This window comes from Herbaspirillum sp. WTB6, from assembly GCF_057457785.1.
In genome coordinates this window covers 1500921-1519291 of the sequence record NZ_CP176522.1, presented here as the reverse complement: position 1 = coordinate 1519291, position 18371 = coordinate 1500921, and the positions used below count along the sequence as shown (strand labels likewise).

The 18371-nt window shown below is 59.4% G+C and carries 13 protein-coding genes, 2 tRNA genes and 3 rRNA genes; 10 read left to right on the top strand and 8 right to left on the bottom strand.

Translation table 11 applies throughout. The annotated features are described in order from the left end of the window. Nucleotides 1–80: 80 nt before the first annotated feature. From trpE to rpe, 3 genes are all read right to left on the bottom strand, one after another. Nucleotides 81–1577, bottom strand: a complete 1497-nt coding sequence (gene trpE, locus ACK2VC_RS07045) for an anthranilate synthase component I (protein ID WP_486732889.1) — start codon at nt 1575–1577, stop codon at nt 81–83. A gap of 211 nt (nt 1578–1788) precedes the next feature. After that, nucleotides 1789–2481 carry a phosphoglycolate phosphatase gene (locus ACK2VC_RS07040; protein ID WP_486732888.1) on the bottom strand — a complete coding sequence of 231 codons (693 nt, stop codon included), beginning with the start codon at nt 2479–2481 and terminating at the stop codon, nt 1789–1791. Then, complete coding sequence (gene rpe / locus ACK2VC_RS07035) at nt 2478–3143, bottom strand: ribulose-phosphate 3-epimerase (protein WP_486732887.1); 666 nt, start codon at nt 3141–3143, stop codon at nt 2478–2480. Before rpe ends, ACK2VC_RS07040 begins: the two co-directional genes overlap by 4 nt. Before the next feature lie 153 nt (nt 3144–3296). Between rpe and apaG the strand changes: the two genes are divergently transcribed. Beyond that, entirely contained in the window at nt 3297–3671 is a 375-nt protein-coding gene (gene apaG, locus ACK2VC_RS07030) for a Co2+/Mg2+ efflux protein ApaG (protein ID WP_486732886.1), read from the top strand. Nucleotides 3672–3677: 6 nt separating this feature from the next. On the opposite strand, the gene ACK2VC_RS07025 is transcribed toward apaG, so the two are convergent. Next, nucleotides 3678–3827: a hypothetical protein gene (locus ACK2VC_RS07025; RefSeq protein WP_486732885.1), complete on the bottom strand. Its 150-nt coding sequence runs from the start codon at nt 3825–3827 to the stop codon at nt 3678–3680. 15 nt (nt 3828–3842) lie between these two features. Here ACK2VC_RS07025 and mltA point away from each other — a divergent pair, with 15 nt between their 5' ends. Continuing rightward, a complete protein-coding gene (mltA, locus tag ACK2VC_RS07020; protein ID WP_486732884.1) occupies nt 3843–5027 on the top strand; it encodes a murein transglycosylase A in 1185 nt (394 codons plus the stop codon). 17 nt (nt 5028–5044) lie between these two features. On the opposite strand, the gene ACK2VC_RS07015 is transcribed toward mltA, so the two are convergent. Further along, nucleotides 5045–5485, bottom strand: coding sequence for a universal stress protein (locus ACK2VC_RS07015; protein ID WP_486732883.1), 441 nt, complete (start codon nt 5483–5485; stop codon nt 5045–5047). 234 nt (nt 5486–5719) lie between these two features. On the opposite strand from ACK2VC_RS07015, the gene ACK2VC_RS07010 reads away from it, so the two are divergent. The 6 genes from ACK2VC_RS07010 (at nt 5720) to rrf (ending at nt 12216) form a co-directional block, all read left to right on the top strand. Beyond that, a complete protein-coding gene (locus tag ACK2VC_RS07010) occupies nt 5720–6496 on the top strand; it encodes an enoyl-CoA hydratase (protein WP_486733189.1) in 777 nt (258 codons plus the stop codon). A 430-nt stretch (nt 6497–6926) separates the two neighbouring features. Next, nucleotides 6927–8463, top strand: a 16S ribosomal RNA gene (locus ACK2VC_RS07005). A 128-nt stretch (nt 8464–8591) separates the two neighbouring features. Continuing rightward, nucleotides 8592–8668: transfer RNA gene (locus ACK2VC_RS07000), tRNA-Ile, on the top strand. Between the two features lie 12 nt (nt 8669–8680). After that, nucleotides 8681–8756: transfer RNA gene (locus ACK2VC_RS06995), tRNA-Ala, on the top strand. 305 nt (nt 8757–9061) lie between these two features. Next, nucleotides 9062–11933: ribosomal RNA gene (locus tag ACK2VC_RS06990) — 23S ribosomal RNA — on the top strand. 170 nt (nt 11934–12103) lie between these two features. Continuing rightward, nucleotides 12104–12216 (top strand): 5S ribosomal RNA (rrf, locus tag ACK2VC_RS06985). The 16S, 23S and 5S rRNA genes sit together here with 2 tRNA genes alongside, the layout of an rRNA operon. A 93-nt stretch (nt 12217–12309) precedes the next feature. On the opposite strand, the gene ACK2VC_RS06980 is transcribed toward rrf, so the two are convergent. From ACK2VC_RS06980 to ACK2VC_RS06970, 3 genes are read right to left on the bottom strand one after another with little or no spacing between them, the layout of a single operon-like run. Continuing rightward, nucleotides 12310–12858 (bottom strand): acyloxyacyl hydrolase, encoded by a 549-nt coding sequence (locus ACK2VC_RS06980; protein ID WP_486732882.1) that lies wholly within the window; start codon nt 12856–12858, stop codon nt 12310–12312. Nucleotides 12859–12907: 49 nt separating this feature from the next. Further along, the gene (gene glpK / locus ACK2VC_RS06975) at nt 12908–14407 is read right to left on the bottom strand and encodes a glycerol kinase GlpK (protein ID WP_486732881.1); all 1500 of its coding nucleotides are present in this window, start codon (nt 14405–14407) and stop codon (nt 12908–12910) included. 23 nt (nt 14408–14430) lie between these two features. Continuing rightward, the gene (locus ACK2VC_RS06970) at nt 14431–15336 is read right to left on the bottom strand and encodes an SMP-30/gluconolactonase/LRE family protein (RefSeq protein ID WP_486732880.1); all 906 of its coding nucleotides are present in this window, start codon (nt 15334–15336) and stop codon (nt 14431–14433) included. Between the two features lie 203 nt (nt 15337–15539). On the opposite strand from ACK2VC_RS06970, the gene ACK2VC_RS06965 reads away from it, so the two are divergent. Both ACK2VC_RS06965 and ACK2VC_RS06960 read left to right on the top strand, forming a co-directional pair. Next, on the top strand, nt 15540–16400 hold the full coding sequence (locus ACK2VC_RS06965) for an NAD(P)-dependent oxidoreductase (protein ID WP_486733188.1): 861 nt from the start codon (nt 15540–15542) through the stop codon (nt 16398–16400). A 183-nt stretch (nt 16401–16583) separates the two neighbouring features. Next, the gene (locus tag ACK2VC_RS06960) at nt 16584–18362 is read left to right on the top strand and encodes an ABC transporter ATP-binding protein/permease (protein WP_486732879.1); all 1779 of its coding nucleotides are present in this window, start codon (nt 16584–16586) and stop codon (nt 18360–18362) included. Nucleotides 18363–18371: the final 9 nt, after the last annotated feature.

Sequence of the window (18371 nt, the reverse complement as noted above, 5' to 3'; positions counted from 1 at the left end):
TGTCCTTGGAAAGTCGTACTAGGGCCGGGTAGTTACCGAACGGGTCGAGCGGAAAGCGGGTGCGGGCCGATGGCGGGAGATCAACGCTCTCCGTCCAAGCCATCCTGCACCTGCTCCGCCGCTCTCAATACCGCGCGGGCTTTGTTTTCAGTTTCCTGCCATTCCATTTCCGGTACCGAGTCGGCGACGATGCCGGCCGCCGCCTGCACGTACAGCGTGCCGTCCTGGATCACGCCGGTGCGGATCGCGATCGCGACGTCCATTTCGCCGCCGAACGACAGGTAGCCGCAGGCGCCGCCATAGATGCCGCGCTTGACCGGCTCCAGTTCGTCGATGATTTCCATCGCCCGCACTTTCGGCGCACCGGACAGGGTGCCGGCCGGGAAGGTGGCCTTCAGTACGTCCAGGTTCGACAGGCCCGGTTTGAGGATGCCCTCGACGTTGGAAACGATGTGCTGTACATGCGAATACTTTTCGATGACGAACTGCTCGGTGACTTTCACGCTGCCGATCTCGGCGATGCGGCCGATGTCGTTGCGCGCGAGGTCGATCAGCATCACATGTTCGGCGATTTCCTTGGGGTCGGCCAGCAGTTCGGTGGCCAGCTGTGCATCTTTTTCCGGGGTGGCGCCGCGCGGACGGGTGCCGGCCAGCGGACGGATCGTGACCTTGCGGGCGCCGTCGGCCAGCGCTTCGTTGCGCACCAGGATTTCCGGCGAGGAGCCGACGATCTGCAGGTCGCCGAAATTGTAGTAATACATGTAGGGCGACGGATTCAGCGAGCGCAGCGCCCGGTACAGCGAGAGCGGCGAATCGACGTAGGGCTTCCTGATGCGCTGGCCGATCTGTACCTGCATCAGGTCGCCGGCCATCACGTATTCCTTGGCGCGCGCCACCGCCCGCAGATAGTCTTCCTTGGCGAATTCGCGCACGCTGTCGGTGCGTACCGAAGCCGAGGTGACCGGCGCAGCGACCGCGCGGCGCAGCATCGCGCGCAAGTCCTGCAGCCGCTGGCGCGCCTTGCTGAAGGCTTCCGGCAGGCCCGGATCGGCATACACGATCAGGTACAGCTTGCCGGACAGGTTGTCGATCACCGCCAGTTCTTCGGTCAGCAGCAGCTGGATCTCGGGCAGGCCGAGGTCATCCGGCGGCGCCGAATGTGCCAGCCGCGGCTCGATGTGGCGCACCGCGTCGTAGCCGAAATAGCCGGCCAGGCCGCCGCAGAAGCGCGGCATGCCTGGGCGAAAGGCCACCTTGTAGCGGGCCTGGAAGGCGGCGATGAATTCGAGCGGATTGCCGTCGGCGGCTTCCACCACTTCATCGTGCTTGAGCACTTCAATCCGGTTGCCGTAGCTGCGCAGCAAGGTCGAGGCCGGCAGGCCGATGAAGGAATAGCGGCCGAAGCGCTCGCCGCCGACCACCGATTCCAGCAGGAAGGTATTCTTGCCGGCGCGTTGCGACTGCGCCAGTTTCAGGTACAGCGTCAGCGGCGTTTCCAGATCGGCGAAGGCTTCGGCGATCAGCGGAATGCGATTGTAGCCTTGCGTGGCCAGCGACTTGAATTCGAGTTCGGTCATGGTTCTCTCCGGGGCGCGCACAAGGAACGAAGAAGGGCGCGGCGGGTGCTGCAAAAAACGATGTCGGCCGCGTGCGTGCGGTCGACGGCGATCGGGGGTGTTTACTTAGCCCAGGATTGCCAGCGTCGCCACAGCCAGGCCCCGGTGGCGGCTGGCACGGCGAACGTGCGTTTTTTGTCGAGAAACATGGTGGTCGCGATTTGCGTATGGGCTATGCGGAAATCAGTTGCGCTGCATGCTGCAGCGTCGAAACTATACCATCCGAATCGACCTCGTGTATAGGCTGCCCGTGGTTGTAGCCATAGGGGACGTTCAGCACGCGGCAGCCGGCGGCGCGCGCCGCCCGCGCATCGTTGGAGGAGTCGCCGATCGCCACCACCTGCGCCGGCGCCAGCCCGAAGTCGGCGCACACCTGCAGCAGCGGGCCGGGATCGGGCTTCTTGGTGGGCAAGGAATCGCCGCCGTAGACCACTTCGAAATAGCCGCGCAAGCCGGTCTGTTCCAGCAGCGGCAGCGCGAATGCGATCGGCTTGTTGGTCACGCAGGCCAGCCGTAGGCCGTGCGCCCGCAAAGCCTGGAGCCCGGCCAGGACGCCGGGGTAGATGCTGACGTGGTCGCCATTGATCGCATCGTAGTGGCCCTGGTAGGAGGCCAGCGCGGCCGCGAAGTGGAACTCCACCTGCGCGGCATCGAAATCGACGCCGAGCACGCGCCGGATCAGGTTTTCCGAACCCTTGCCGACAAACTCGATAATGGTTTGCAGCGATAGGGGGGACAAATCGAATTCGGCGCGCATGCGGTTGACCGCAACATGGAAGTCCGGCGCGGTATCGACCATGGTGCCGTCAAGATCGAGAATGGCGGCGCGCACGCCGCTCCACTGGATGCGTTCGGGGGCATTCATGCGCGGGCCAGTTGCGCCCGCATGGCGTCGATTACGGTCTTGTAGTCGGGCTGGCCGAAGATCGCCGAGCCGGCGACGAAGGTGTCGGCCCCGGCTTTTGCCGCTGCTGCGATGTTGTCGATTTTGATGCCGCCGTCCACTTCAAGCAGGATCTCGCGCCCCGACTGGTCGATACGCTGGCGTACAGCGGCGATTTTTTGCAACGCTTGCGGAATGAACGACTGGCCGCCAAAGCCGGGATTGACCGACATGATCAGGATCAGGTCGAGCTTGTCCATCACATAGTCCAGGTAATCCAGCGGCGTCGCCGGGTTGAACACCAGCCCGGCCTTGCAGCCGTGGTCGCGGATCAGTTGCAGGGTGCGATCGATGTGTTCAGAACCCTCGGGATGAAAGCTGATGATGTTGGCGCCGGCCTTGGCGAAATCCGGGACAATGCGGTCGACCGGCTTCACCATCAGATGGACGTCGATCGGCACTTGCACGTGCGGCCGGATCGCTGCGCAGACCAGCGGTCCGATCGTCAAATTCGGCACATAATGATTGTCCATCACATCGAAATGGATGAAGTCGGCGCCGGCGGCTACGACGTTCTTCACTTCTTCGCCCAGTTTGGCGAAATCGGCGGACAGGATGCTGGGAGCGATGCGATAGTTGGGCATGGCGGTGATTGAATAAGGGAATGCGAGATTTTACCTTGCCGCCAAATTCGGCAGCGCATGACCGATACTTGCGTCACAATCCCGTTTCCGGCACCGCCGCGAGCATGCCGCCGCAAACGCGGCAATCCAGGGAATGAATACGAGGAAGGCACCATGGCAGCTTATGAATTCACCGTCACCGTCCGCACCCAGTATCTGGAAGAGCAGTCGGACCCGGAGCGCTCCACCTTCGTGTTTGCCTATGCGATCACGATCAAGAACACCGGCCAGGTCGCGGCGCAACTGATTTCGCGCCACTGGGTGATCACCGATGCCAACAACCGGGTCGAGGAAGTGCGCGGTCTCGGGGTGGTCGGCCAGCAGCCGCTGTTGCAGCCGGGTGAACAATTCGAGTACACCAGCGGCGCCTCGCTGTTTACGCCGCAGGGTTCAATGGTGGGCGAGTACTTCTGCGTGGCGGAAGACGGCGAGCAGTTCGAGGCGAAAATTCCCGAATTCGTGCTGTCGCTGCCGCGGACCTTGCATTGAACCGGATCAGCCGTGCGGCGCCGGGTCGTCGTCCGGCGGCAGGGCCTTGTCCTTGCGTGCCGGCGGTTCCGGTTTTCGCCCGGAGAACATGGTCCACCATACGATGAAAGCCAGCAACAGAAAGGCCACGCCGGCCTCCAGAAACAATAGCCACATAATTCTTTGCTCACGATGTCGTTCAAACGCTCAAGTCTACTCGTTTCCACCCTATTGATTGCACTCGCGGCCTGCACCACGCCGCAGCCAGAACAGCGGCCGGCGGTACCGGTACCGCCGGTGGCGAAGCCGGTCGAAATCCTGCAGCCCGCCACATATGCCAAGCTTCCCGGCTGGGACAAGGACGATCTGCGCCAGGCTTGGCCGGCGTTCCTGGCATCCTGCCAGGTGCTGGTAAAACAGTCCGACTGGCAGGAGCCGTGCACGATCGGACGCGACGTCAATGCCGCCGACGAGCGCGCGGTGCGCCGTTTTTTCGAGGCTTTTTTCCTGCCGTACCAGGTATTCAACCAGGACGGCAGCGACAGCGGCCTGGTGACCGGCTATTACGAACCGCTGCTGCGGGGCGCGCGCAAGCGCGGCGGCCCGTTCCAGACCCCGCTGTATCGGGCGCCGGAGGATCTGCTGACGGTTGATTTGGCCGGGATCTATCCGCAATTGCAGGGTTTGCGCCTGCGCGGGCGGGTGGTCGGCAACAAGGTGGTGCCGTATTTTTCGCGCGCCGAACTGGAGAAATCGGGCGCACTCGCCGGCAAGGAACTGCTGTGGGTGGACGATCCGATCGAGGCGTTCTTCCTGCAGGTACAGGGCTCGGGCCGGGTGCGCCTGGCCGATGGCAATGAAATGGTGCGCGTGGCCTATGCCGATCAGAACGGCTATCCGTATCAGTCGATCGGCCGCTACCTGATCGATCAGGGCGAACTGAAACTGGAGCAAGCCTCGGCCCAAGGCATCAAGGCGTGGGCGGCGGCCAACCCGGCGCGCCGCCAGGAATTGCTGAACGTCAACCCGAGCTATGTGTTCTTCAAGGAAGAAAAAATCGCCGATCCGAACAAGGGACCGAAGGGCGCGCTCGGCGTGCCCTTGACGCCGCAACGCTCGGTCGCGGTCGATACCCGCTTCGTACCGCCCGGTGCGCCGGTGTTTCTGGCTACTACTCAGCCCAATAGCAATGTCAGCCTGCAGCGCCTGATGCTGGCACAGGATACCGGCGGCGCCATCAAGGGCGCGGTGCGAGCCGACTTTTTCTGGGGTTTCGGCGCCGCCGCCGGCGAACAAGCGGGGCGCATGAAGCAGCGCGGGCAGATGTGGATACTGTGGCCGAAGGCCGGCACGGTGCCGCGCCCGCGGCTCAACTGATATCGGCGCCGAACCCCTTATCCACGCAATACCAGCACCGGGACGGCGCTGTGCGCGAGTACCTTTTGCGTTTCGCTGGCGACGAACAGCTTGCTCAGTCCCTTGCGTCCATGCGAAGACATGAAGATCACGTCGCAGCCGTATTTCTTCGCGGTATTGATGATTTCCTCGCTCGGACTGAAGGACTGCGTGGTAACCACTTGGCACGGTACGCCGACCGCGCCGGCGGCATCCGCGATTTTTTGCACGTTCTGCTGCGCCATCGCCAGCATGCTTTCTTCGTAAATCCCGGGGTCGGCCGCCATCGCGCCTTCCGCCAGTGGCGTAAACGGATACGGTTCGGCGACCGACAGGCCGACGATCTTGCCGCCGCTGAATTTGGCAAATTCGACCGCAGTATCAATCGCCTTCACGGACAAATCGGAACCGTCAGTCGGCACCAGAATGGTCTTGAACATGATGTACTCCTCTCGTTGAATGTGCCGCGGCAGGGACCCTCGAGTAAGCGCTTGTTGACGTACTGGTCGAGCGCCATCGAAGCACCTCCCCGACCTCTTGCAGGGTACCCTATTGCGTTCCCTGCTGCACCTGTTTTTGCCACTCAACCAGAGGGCTGGATGATGCCGCTTGATTGCGCGCTGCATCAAAACGCTACAATACAAATCAAGCAAATTTTCTCAAAGGGAGACAGTGTGGAATATCAAAATATCTTGGTGGAAACGCAGGGCCGCGTTGGCGTGATTCGCTTGAACCGGCCGAAAGCATTGAATGCGCTCAACGACCAACTGATGGATGAACTCGGTGCCGCGCTGCTGAAATTCGACGCTGACGAAAACATCGGCTGCATTGTGCTGACTGGTAGTGAAAAGGCTTTCGCTGCTGGCGCCGATATTGCCGCGATGGCCAATTACAGCTACATGGACGCCTATAAGGGGGATTACATCACGCGTAACTGGGAGCACATCCGCCAGGTGCGCAAACCGGTGATTGCCGCGGTCGCCGGCTACGCGCTTGGCGGCGGCTGTGAACTGGCGATGATGTGCGATTTCATTATTGCCTCCGAAGACGCCCGTTTCGGCCAGCCGGAAATCAAGATCGGCACCACGCCTGGAGCCGGCGGCACGCAGCGCCTGCCGCGCGCGGTGTCGAAATCCAAGGCAATGGATATGTGCCTGACCGCGCGCATGATGGACGCGGCCGAGGCCGAGCGAGCTGGCCTGGTGTCGCGTGTCGTTGCGCCCGGTAAGTTGATGGAAGAGGCGCTGGCCGCGGCAACCACGATTGCCTCGATGTCGTTGCCAATCGCCATGATGGTCAAGGAAGCGGTGAATTATGCGTATGAAAGCCAGTTGACGGATGGCATTCGTTTTGAGCGCCGGGTATTCCACAGCACCTTCGGCACCGAAGATCAAAAAGAAGGAATGAAGGCATTTCTCGAAAAGCGCTTGCCATTGTTTCGCAACGTTTGATATAGTTCGCCTCCCGTTGAACGGGGCCTGGTTGGAAGTGCTGGAGACGGTGCGGAAGGTAGGTCGAACCGGGAAGATGGGGGGAGTGGGAAGCGGGGTAGGTTGAAGGGGTGGAGTAAAAAAGAAGTTGACGCCCTTTAAAATATGCTGCATAATTTCGCTTCTTTGCTGCTGACAAACACAACGCTTTGACAGCACTGCAAACCGCCGGAAGGTGGGCTGCAACAGCAACGCAGGTTCTTTAAAAATTAACAGCCGATAAGTGTGGGCGTTTAATGGCAGCGCACTGGTGCTTCGCAAGGAGTGCCGGATGACTAAAAGCATTAAATGCTCGCAAAGAAATATAGGAAGGTTCGCAAGAACATTCCTGTCAGTATTTTGAGTGAGCGACGGTTCTACGGAACTGGCCAGAAATGGCGAAACAGAGATTGAACTGAAGAGTTTGATCCTGGCTCAGATTGAACGCTGGCGGCATGCCTTACACATGCAAGTCGAACGGCAGCGCGGGGGGTAACTCCTGGCGGCGAGTGGCGAACGGGTGAGTAATATATCGGAACGTGCCCAAGAGTGGGGGATAACTAGTCGAAAGATTGGCTAATACCGCATACGATCTACGGATGAAAGTGGGGGATCGCAAGACCTCATGCTCCTGGAGCGGCCGATATCTGATTAGCTAGTTGGTGGGGTAAAAGCCTACCAAGGCGACGATCAGTAGCTGGTCTGAGAGGACGACCAGCCACACTGGGACTGAGACACGGCCCAGACTCCTACGGGAGGCAGCAGTGGGGAATTTTGGACAATGGGGGCAACCCTGATCCAGCAATGCCGCGTGTGTGAAGAAGGCCTTCGGGTTGTAAAGCACTTTTGTCAGGGAAGAAACGGCGAGGGCTAATATCCCTTGCTAATGACGGTACCTGAAGAATAAGCACCGGCTAACTACGTGCCAGCAGCCGCGGTAATACGTAGGGTGCAAGCGTTAATCGGAATTACTGGGCGTAAAGCGTGCGCAGGCGGTTGTGTAAGTCAGATGTGAAATCCCCGGGCTCAACCTGGGAATTGCATTTGAGACTGCACGGCTAGAGTGTGTCAGAGGGGGGTAGAATTCCACGTGTAGCAGTGAAATGCGTAGAGATGTGGAGGAATACCGATGGCGAAGGCAGCCCCCTGGGATAACACTGACGCTCATGCACGAAAGCGTGGGGAGCAAACAGGATTAGATACCCTGGTAGTCCACGCCCTAAACGATGTCTACTAGTTGTCGGGTCTTAATTGACTTGGTAACGCAGCTAACGCGTGAAGTAGACCGCCTGGGGAGTACGGTCGCAAGATTAAAACTCAAAGGAATTGACGGGGACCCGCACAAGCGGTGGATGATGTGGATTAATTCGATGCAACGCGAAAAACCTTACCTACCCTTGACATGGTCGGAATCCTGCTGAGAGGCGGGAGTGCTCGAAAGAGAACCGGCGCACAGGTGCTGCATGGCTGTCGTCAGCTCGTGTCGTGAGATGTTGGGTTAAGTCCCGCAACGAGCGCAACCCTTGTCATTAGTTGCTACATTCAGTTGAGCACTCTAATGAGACTGCCGGTGACAAACCGGAGGAAGGTGGGGATGACGTCAAGTCCTCATGGCCCTTATGGGTAGGGCTTCACACGTCATACAATGGTACATACAGAGGGCCGCCAACCCGCGAGGGGGAGCTAATCCCAGAAAGTGTATCGTAGTCCGGATTGGAGTCTGCAACTCGACTCCATGAAGTTGGAATCGCTAGTAATCGCGGATCAGCATGTCGCGGTGAATACGTTCCCGGGTCTTGTACACACCGCCCGTCACACCATGGGAGCGGGTTTCACCAGAAGTAGGTAGCCTAACCGCAAGGAGGGCGCTTACCACGGTGGGATTCGTGACTGGGGTGAAGTCGTAACAAGGTAGCCGTATCGGAAGGTGCGGCTGGATCACCTCCTTTCTAGAGTTAGCGCGAAAGTTAAGCGCCCACACTTATCGGTGTGTTAATACAAGAAAAGAACAGTGTAGGTCGGCATGGGCGGACACGAACAGGGTCTGCCGAAAGTTGGGCCGGGTACTGATCCAAGCGGGTCTGTAGCTCAGTTGGTTAGAGCACCGTGTTGATAACGCGGGGGTCGTTGGTTCGAGCCCAACCAGACCCACCATCAACGGAAATCGGGGGTTTAGCTCAGCTGGGAGAGCACCTGCTTTGCAAGCAGGGGGTCGTCGGTTCGATCCCGTCAACCTCCACCACTCTTTGAGAGTTCAAATCTCAGTCGGCTGTGCCAAACAAGCGCAGTCGATTCAGGTTTGATCTTTTGGATCAATGGCTGTTTTTGTTCTTTAACAATCTGGAAGAAGTAGTAAAGATTTATCAGTTGAAGCGGATGCGTTGTGATGACGTATCGGTGACAACTGGTGGGTAGTGATTGTATCAATCATAGTATGAAAGAGTTCTTGTCGATGGCGACATCGGCGAGCAGTCTGGAATACGGCACGCAAACTCAAACTCTATAACCATTTCTGGGGCAGCAATGCAGCAGAAGCCAAGGTTATAGGGACAAGCGAATAAGTGCACATGGTGGATGCCTAGGCGATGTCAGGCGACGAAGGACGTAGTAGCTTGCGATAAGCTGCGGGGAGCGAGCAAACACGCTTTGATCCGCAGATTTCCGAATGGGGAAACCCACCCTTTTAGGGTATTGCATGCTGAATACATAGGCATGCAAGGCGAACGCGGCGAACTGAAACATCTAAGTAGCTGCAGGAACAGAAATCAACCGAGATTCCCAAAGTAGTGGCGAGCGAAATGGGAACAGCCGCAAGTTTTAGCATCAGACATAGTGGAATGCTCTGGAAAGTGCAGCCATAGCGGGTGATAGCCCCGTACACGAAATGACTGGTGTGGAACTAAGCTTGCAACAAGTAGGGCGGGACACGAGAAATCCTGTCTGAAGATGGGGGGACCATCCTCCAAGGCTAAATACTCGACATCGACCGATAGTGAACCAGTACCGTGAGGGAAAGGCGAAAAGAACCCCGGAAGGGGAGTGAAATAGATCCTGAAACCGTGTGCATACAAACAGTAGGAGCCTCGCAAGGGGTGACTGCGTACCTTTTGTATAATGGGTCAGCGACTTACATTCAGTGGCAAGGTTAACCGGATAGGGAAGCCGTAGAGAAATCGAGTCCGAACAGGGCGACAGTCGCTGGGTGTAGACCCGAAACCAAGTGATCTACTCATGGCCAGGTTGAAGGTGCGGTAACACGCACTGGAGGACCGAACCCACTAACGTTGAAAAGTTAGGGGATGAGCTGTGGGTAGGGGTGAAAGGCTAAACAAACTTGGAAATAGCTGGTTCTCTCCGAAAACTATTTAGGTAGTGCCTCAAGTATCACCACCGGGGGTAGAGCACTGTTATGGCTAGGGGGTCATCGCGACTTACCAAACCATTGCAAACTCCGAATACCGGTGAGTGCGAGCTTGGGAGACAGACGTCGGGTGCTAACGTCCGGCGTCAAGAGGGAAACAACCCAGACCGCCAGCTAAGGTCCCAAAGATTGGCTAAGTGGAAAACGAAGTGGGAAGGCTAAAACAGTCAGGAGGTTGGCTTAGAAGCAGCCATCCTTTAAAGAAAGCGTAATAGCTCACTGATCGAGTCGTCCTGCGCGGAAGATGTAACGGGGCTAAGCCAGTCACCGAAGCTGCGGATATGCGCAAGCATATGGTAGGAGAGCGTTCTGTAAGCCTGCGAAGGTGTCTTGTAAAGGATGCTGGAGGTATCAGAAGTGCGAATGCTGACATGAGTAGCGATAATGCGGGTGAAAAGCCCGCACGCCGTAAGCCCAAGGTTTCCTGTTCAACGTTCATCGGAGCAGGGTGAGTCGGCCCCTAAGGCGAGGCAGAGATGCGTAGCTGATGGGAAGCAGGTTAATATTCCTGCACCGTCGTATGATGCGATGGGGGGACGGATCGCGGAAGGTTGTCCGGGTGTTGGATGTCCCGGTTCTTGACTCATAGAAGGCTGTCAGGCAAATCCGGCAGCGTAATTCAAGGGGTTGAGACCAACGACTTCGGTCGTGAAGCAATCGGAAGTGGTTCCAAGAAAAGCCTCTAAGCTTCAGTCATACGAGACCGTACCGCAAACCGACACAGGTGGGCGAGATGAGTATTCTAAGGCGCTTGAGAGAACTCGGGAGAAGGAACTCGGCAAATTGGTACCGTAACTTCGGGATAAGGTACGCCCCGGTAGCTTGACTGGCTCGCGCCAGAAGGGTGAAAGGGTTGCAATAAATTGGTGGCTGCGACTGTTTAATAAAAACACAGCACTCTGCAAACACGAAAGTGGACGTATAGGGTGTGACGCCTGCCCGGTGCTGGAAGATTAAATGATGGGGTGCAAGCTCTTGATTGAAGTCCCAGTAAACGGCGGCCGTAACTATAACGGTCCTAAGGTAGCGAAATTCCTTGTCGGGTAAGTTCCGACCTGCACGAATGGCGTAACGATGGCCACACTGTCTCCTCCCGAGACTCAGCGAAGTTGAAATGTTTGTGATGATGCAATCTACCCGCGGCTAGACGGAAAGACCCCATGAACCTTTACTGTAGCTTTGCATTGGACTTTGAACCAATCTGTGTAGGATAGGTGGGAGGCTTTGAAGCGGGGACGCCAGTTCTCGTGGAGCCACCCTTGAAATACCACCCTGGTTTGTTTGAGGTTCTAACCTAGGCCCGTTATCCGGGTCGGGGACCGTGCATGGTAGGCAGTTTGACTGGGGCGGTCTCCTCCTAAAGTGTAACGGAGGAGTTCGAAGGTACGCTAGGTACGGTCGGACATCGTGCTAATAGTGCAATGGCATAAGCGTGCTTAACTGCGAGACTGACAAGTCGAGCAGGTACGAAAGTAGGACATAGTGATCCGGTGGTTCTGTATGGAAGGGCCATCGCTCAACGGATAAAAGGTACTCTGGGGATAACAGGCTGATTCCTCCCAAGAGTTCATATCGACGGGGGAGTTTGGCACCTCGATGTCGGCTCATCACATCCTGGGGCTGTAGCCGGTCCCAAGGGTATGGCTGTTCGCCATTTAAAGTGGTACGTGAGCTGGGTTTAAAACGTCGTGAGACAGTTTGGTCCCTATCTGCCGTGGGCGTTGGAAATTTGAAGGGGGCTGCTCCTAGTACGAGAGGACCGGAGTGGACGAACCTCTGGTGTACCGGTTGTCACGCCAGTGGCATTGCCGGGTAGCTAAGTTCGGAAGAGATAACCGCTGAAAGCATCTAAGCGGGAAACTCGCCTTGAGATGAGATTTCCCTGGAGCCTTGAGCTCCTTGAAGGGTCGTTCGAGACCAGGACGTTGATAGGCTGGGTGTGGAAGTGCAGTAATGCATTAAGCTAACCAGTACTAATTGCCCGTAAGGCTTGTCCCTATAACCTTGGTCGCCTGAATCCAAGCGATTCAACAGGCCAATATAGGATGAGTAACATGCGTATGCCAACGATTGTGCATCACGCCCAATAATCCATTACTGCTTCTTCCCGATTGCGTTGTGTGCTCCGGTCAGCTCCAATAGCCAAGCACCCAACACTACAAGTTATGCCTGATGACCATAGCAAGTTGGCCCCACCCCTTCCCATCCCGAACAGGACCGTGAAACGACTTCGCGCCGATGATAGTGCTGCAACCAGTGCGAAAGTAGGTCATCGTCAGGCTCTTATCCCCAAAAAACCCCTGACCTCAAATCAGGGGTTTTTTGCTTTGCGGGCTCGAATCCCACAGCATTCTGGAGCAGCCGGCGCGGATATTCAGAACGGATACCTGACGCGTAATGCAAGGAAATTGATGCCGTCATTCGGTTCCTGATAGCCCCCATTGGAAAAATGCTGAAAGCGTAACCCCAGGTCGAGTGCATTGCTGAACACATAGCCAACGCCAACGTGGTCGCCAAACTGAAAATGGGTTGATAGCCGCTTGCCGTTATTGTTGTAGATGCCTGATAGGTAATGCGCGCCGATTCCTAATTCGCCGTACAGGCCCAGATGGTCGTCCCGCGTGAAGCGGAATACCGGCGTGAAGCCGAACTCGGTGATGTTTTGGGTTGAGTCCGATGCGTCTTCGAAGCGGGTGCCGCGCCACTGCGCCAGATCGAGATCCCAGTAACCGCCGACGTGGGTGCCGTTCGACTGCCACCATTTGCTCGACCAAGTCCATTGCGCGCCGATGCGGACTACCTGGGTCTGATTGCCCTGCGCCCATTCAGCCGAGATTGAATCGACCGCACCGCATGTCGCGTGGGCTGCTGCCAGCACGAATCCAAGTGTCAGCGCCATTCCATCAGCACGCTTGATCATCATCGTTCCTCCTTCGCCAGGCCGGTCGGACGGAACTGGCGTTAACCCGAACTCAAGATTCCAGCCATGCCAGCGAACGCTGTACTGCGCGGCGCCATAGCGCCAGCCGCGCGCTGCGCTCGTCATGGCTCATCGCCGGCTCAAACCGACGCTGCATTTGCCACTGTGCCGCGATTTCTTCCTGCGATGACCAAAAGTCGATTGCTAGCCCGGCCAGATAGGCGGCTCCCAGCGCGGTGGTCTCCGTGACCACCGGCCGCACCACCGGTACGCCGAGCATGTCGGCCTGGAATTGCATCAGCAAATCGTTGCGCGCCGCGCCGCCATCGACGCGCAACTCGCGCAGGGCGATGGTGGAATCCTTTTGCATCGCTTCCAGCACATCGACCGTTTGATAGGCAATGCTCTCCAGCGCGGCGCGCGCGACATGCGCCCTGGTGGTGCCGCGCGTCATGCCCAGCACGGTGCCGCGTGCGTAGGAATCCCAGTACGGCGCACCAAGACCGGTAAAGGCGGGAACGAACACCACGCCGCCGTTATCCGGCACACTGGTGGCCAAGGCCTCGACGTCGCTCGATTCCCTGATGATGCCGAGGCCGTCGCGCAGCCATTGCACGATCGCCCCCGCCATGAAGATGCTGCCTTCCAGCATGTAATCGGTGTCGCGCGCGTTGCCATGGGCGAGCGTCCAGCCGATCGTCGCCAGCAAGTGGTTGTGCGAGGTGATCGCCTTGCGCCCGGTATGCATCAGCACGAAGCAGCCGGTGCCATAGGTATTTTTCGCCATGCCCGGCTGGTGGCAGGCCTGGCCGAAGGCTGCCGCCTGCTGGTCACCGGCGATGCCGCTCACCGTGACTGGTTCGCCGAAAAATGCCGCATCGGTAGCGCCGATGATGGCGCTACTGGGGACCACTTCCGGCATTATCGAGCGCGGGATATCGAGTATCGCCAGCAGTTCGTCATCCCATTGCCGGGTATGGATGTTGAACAACAGCGTACGCGAAGCGTTGCTGGTGTCGGTGGCATGCTGGCCGCACAGCTTGAATATCAGCCAGCTATCGATGGTGCCGAAGGCAAGCTGCCCGCGCTCTGCCTTGTGCCGCGCGCCCGGAACATGGTCCAGAAGCCATTTGATCTTGGTGCCGGAAAAATAGGCGTCCAACATCAGGCCCGTCTTTTCCTGAAACAGTGCAGCCTTGCCATCTGCGCGCAAGCTATCGCACAGGCTAGCGGTACGGCGGTCTTGCCAGACGATTGCGTTGGCGATCGGCCGGCCGCTTGCGCGGTCCCAGAGCACGGTAGTCTCGCGCTGGTTGGTGATGCCGATCGCGGCCACGTCGCAGGCGCCGACCAGATTTTCGCGCAATACCTGCCGCGCCACTGCGAGTTGGGATTGCCAGATTTCGTCTGGGTCGTGTTCCACCCAGCCTGCTTGCGGAAATATCTGGCGAAATTCCTGCTGCGCCGAACCGTGCATGCTACCGGCGTGGTCAAACAGGATGGCGCGCGAACTGGTGGTTCCCTGATCCAGCGCGAGTATGAATTTGCTCATGAAAAATATGCCGTCTTCTGGGTTTAACGAACATAGGCGCTCTCAAGGCGGCCGGCAACGCCGACCCGCAGCGACAACAGGTAACCCGACAGCGGATGGCGCAGCAACTCGGTGGCGGGCCGATTGTGGCGAGCGGTGGTGACATACAGCGTGCGCAAGTCATCTCCGCCGAACGCCATCATCGTCGGGCAGCGCACCGGCAGCCGGATTTCCTGCAGCAACTCGCCGTCGGGCGCCAGGCGCAGCAGGCGCCCGCCATCATACATGGCGCACCAGTAGGCCCCTTCGCTGTCCACCGCGGCGCCATCCGGCCGGCCACCATAGTCGGCTGCCTGCCGGTCGTCCGGGAATTGCCGAAACATGCGCCCGGCGCCGATGACCCCGTGCACCGGATCGAAGTCATAGGCACGGATCGCGTGGGCCTTGGTGTCGGCCTGGTACAACGTGCGACCATCCGGGCTGAAGGCGATGCCGTTGGAGACCGTCACGCGCTGGCCGCTGTCGCGGATGGTGCCGCGCTCGACCCGGAACAGCGGCGCCAGCGGCTGGTCGCGCGGTTCGTACAGCGTGCCGACCCAGAGCCGGCCGGCGCTGTCGCAGCGGCCATCGTTGAAGCGCAACCGGGTGGTATCGTAGGGAGCGGCGGCGATCGGCGTCAGCGCGCCGTCGCGCGGGTCAAACCACGCCAGGCCCGAGCGCAGCGCGACCAGCAGGCCGCCGTCGCAGCCCAAGGCGATGCAGCCCGGCTGCGCCGGCAGCGGCCAGCCCTGATGCACGCCGCTGGCCGGGTGCCAGCGGTGCAGCTCGCAGGCGGCAATGTCGATCCAGTACAGTGCGGACTCGGCGGCGGCCCAGAGCGGGGATTCCCCCAGTTGCATCGGGATGTCGAATGCCGGTCGGATCGAGTCGGGGACATTATTGGTCAGCATGGCGGTTGCTTTTTATTCGGCGGATCGGTCATTATCCCGGAGTCGCACGGCTTGCCGGCGCACGCCGTTGTCGAAACTGACAGGCTTGAAGGTGCTTCGATTGTTGCATCGAACTTGTCCTGTTGTTCAGGAAAAAGGAGTTTTGCTTGAATTCGCTCAAGTCTTCCGCTGCACCTACGGTCGCCTTCCTTGGTATTGGCTTGATGGGAAAACCGATGGCCGCGCGTTTGCTGCAGGCCGGTTATCGGGTGGTTGCCTGGAACCGTACCGCGAGCCGGGTACAGCCATTGCTGGCGCTCGGCGCGCAAGCCGAGGCGACGCCGGCAGCCGCCGTGCGGCAGGCGGATCTGGTGCTGACGATGCTGGAAGACGGTATGGCGGTGGCGCAAGTGATCGATCAGGCCATGGCCGGATTGCAGCCGGGCGCGCTGGTGATCGACATGAGTTCGACCCGTCAATCGGAAGCGCAGGAACTGGCGGAGCGGCTGCTGGCGCATGGCGTGGCCTTTCTGGACGCGCCGGTGTCGGGCGGCGTCGGCGGCGCCGAAGCCGGCACGCTGGCGATCATGGCGGGCGGTAGCCAGGGTGATTTCGCGCGTGCCGAACCGCTGTTCAACTGCCTGGGACACGCCACGCTGGTGGGGCCGGTCGGCTGTGGCCAGTTGGCCAAGCTGTGCAATCAGTTGATCGTCGGCGGCACGCTGAATATCGTGGCTGAGGCCTTGCTGCTGGCGCAGGCCGGCGGCGCCGATCCTGCGGCGGTGCGGACCGCGATTCGCGGCGGCTTTGCCGAAAGCCGGATCCTCGACGTGCATGGCCAGCGCATGCTGGAGCGCAATTTCATGCCGGGCGGCAAGGTCAGGCTGCAAACCAAGGACTTGGACAATGTGCTGCACGCAGCGGCGGCGGCCGCCGTCAAGCTGCCGGTGACGGAGCTGGTGGCGCAGCGTTATCACAGCATCCTCGAGGCGCTGCCGAACGCCGACCACGCGGCGGCATTGCTGGCGCTGGAGGCGCTGAATCCCGGCGTGCGCGTCGGTGCTCTGCCGGACCGATTGCCGTGACTGCCAGTCATATTTCATTTTGGCGACCTATCATTTCAATATACTGGATATTGTATTTTTGAGACCGCCCTATTTTTGGGCGGAAACGGCAATATTTTCCACATACTCCGCTGATCCCCGTTTTGTATGGATGGCGCCGACGGTCACGGGGCGGCGGCGCAAATTTTTAAGGACGAACGTTTTATGGCAGCACCCCAGAAAGCCGGCACCGACTGGCGCGCGATCTGGCGATTGATCAAGCCCTTCTGGGTTTCCGAAGAAAAGTGGCGCGGCGCGCTCTTGCTGGTGTCGGTGATCGCGCTGGCGCTCGGCATGGTGTATCTGAACGTGCTGTTCAATGATTGGAATCGGGATTTCTACAATGCGCTGGAAAGCCGTGATTTCCCGGCGTTTTCCTCGCAACTCTGGCGTTTTTCGTATCTGGCGTTCTTTTACATCGCGGCGGCGATCTACCGGGTGTACCTGACGCAGGCGCTGGAAATCCGCTGGCGTGCCTGGATGACGCGGCGCTACATGGCCGCATGGCTGGCGCAACAGGCGTATTACCGGATTGAGCAAAACCGCAGCGCCGACAACCCCGATCAGCGGATCGCAGAAGACTTGAGCCTGTTGACTTCCGGCACGCTGTCGCTGTCGCTCGGTTTGCTGTCGAGCGTGGTGACGCTAGCCTCGTTTGTCGGCATCCTGTGGTCGCTGTCGGGGCCGCTGTCGTTTGCCCTGAGCGGTTATGAATGGACTATTCCGGGCTACATGGTGTGGTTCGCGCTCGGCTATGCGCTGGTCGGTTCCAGCCTGGTGTGGTGGGTCGGCAAGCCCCTGGTGCCGCAGAATTTCACGCGCCAGCGCTTCGAGGCGGATTTCCGTTTCGGCTTGATCCGCACCCGCGAAAACGCCGAGGCGGTGGCCTTGTATCGCGGCGAAGCGGAGGAAAAGGCGCAGCTGAACAGCCGCTTCGAGCGCATTCGCGCCAACTGGTGGGACATCATGATCACCACCAAGCGGCTGAACCTGGCTTCCACGTTTTATGCCCAGTTCGCCGTCATTTTCCCGTTCCTGGTCGGCGCTCCACGCTATTTTGCCGGCACCATCAAACTGGGCGGTCTGATGCAGATCAGTTCCGCTTTCGGCCAGGTACAGGATGCGCTGTCCTGGTTCATCAACGCCTTCGACTCGCTGGCGAACTGGAAAGCCAGCGCCAACCGACTGGCGCTGTTTCAATTGGCGCTGGAGCAGGTGCAGGCACAGGAGGCGGGCATCGCCGCCCAGCGCAACAATGTCGGCGCGATCCTGTTGCAGGACGTCGAACTGCATTTGCCGGACGGCCGGGCGCTGACCGCGCCACTGTGCGGCGCGATCCATGCCGGCCAGCGAATTCTGGTGGGTGGACCGTCCGGCTGCGGCAAATCGACGCTGTTCCGGGCGATTGCCGGCATCTGGCCGTATGGCGCCGGTACCATCGAGATCCCGAACCGGGCGCGGTTGCTGTTCGTGCCGCAGAAGAGCTATTTGCCGATCGGTGCGTTGCGCGCGGCGCTGGCCTACCCGGCGCCGGCCAGCGCCTATGCCGATCGCGCCATCCGCCACTATCTGGGACTGTGCCGTTTGCCGCACCTGCAAGACAAGCTGGACGAATCGGACAACTGGAGCACCCGGCTCTCGCCAGGCGAACAGCAACGCCTGGCCTTCGTCCGGGTCTTGCTGACCCGGCCCGAAGTGATCTTCCTGGACGAGGCCAGCAGTGCGCTGGATGGCGAGACCGAACGGGCTCTGTACAATCTGCTGCTGCAGGAATTGCCGCAGGCGGCGATCATCAGCATTGCGCATCGCGAGGTGGTGGCTCAATACCATCAGCTTCGGTGGCAATTCGTGATGCAAGAGGCGGCGGCGCCGGCCGAATCGGGTGTCCGGCCCGCACCCCTCTATGACATCCATCAATCTGCGCTGTCCGGCTCGGCGGCGTAGCGATTATTT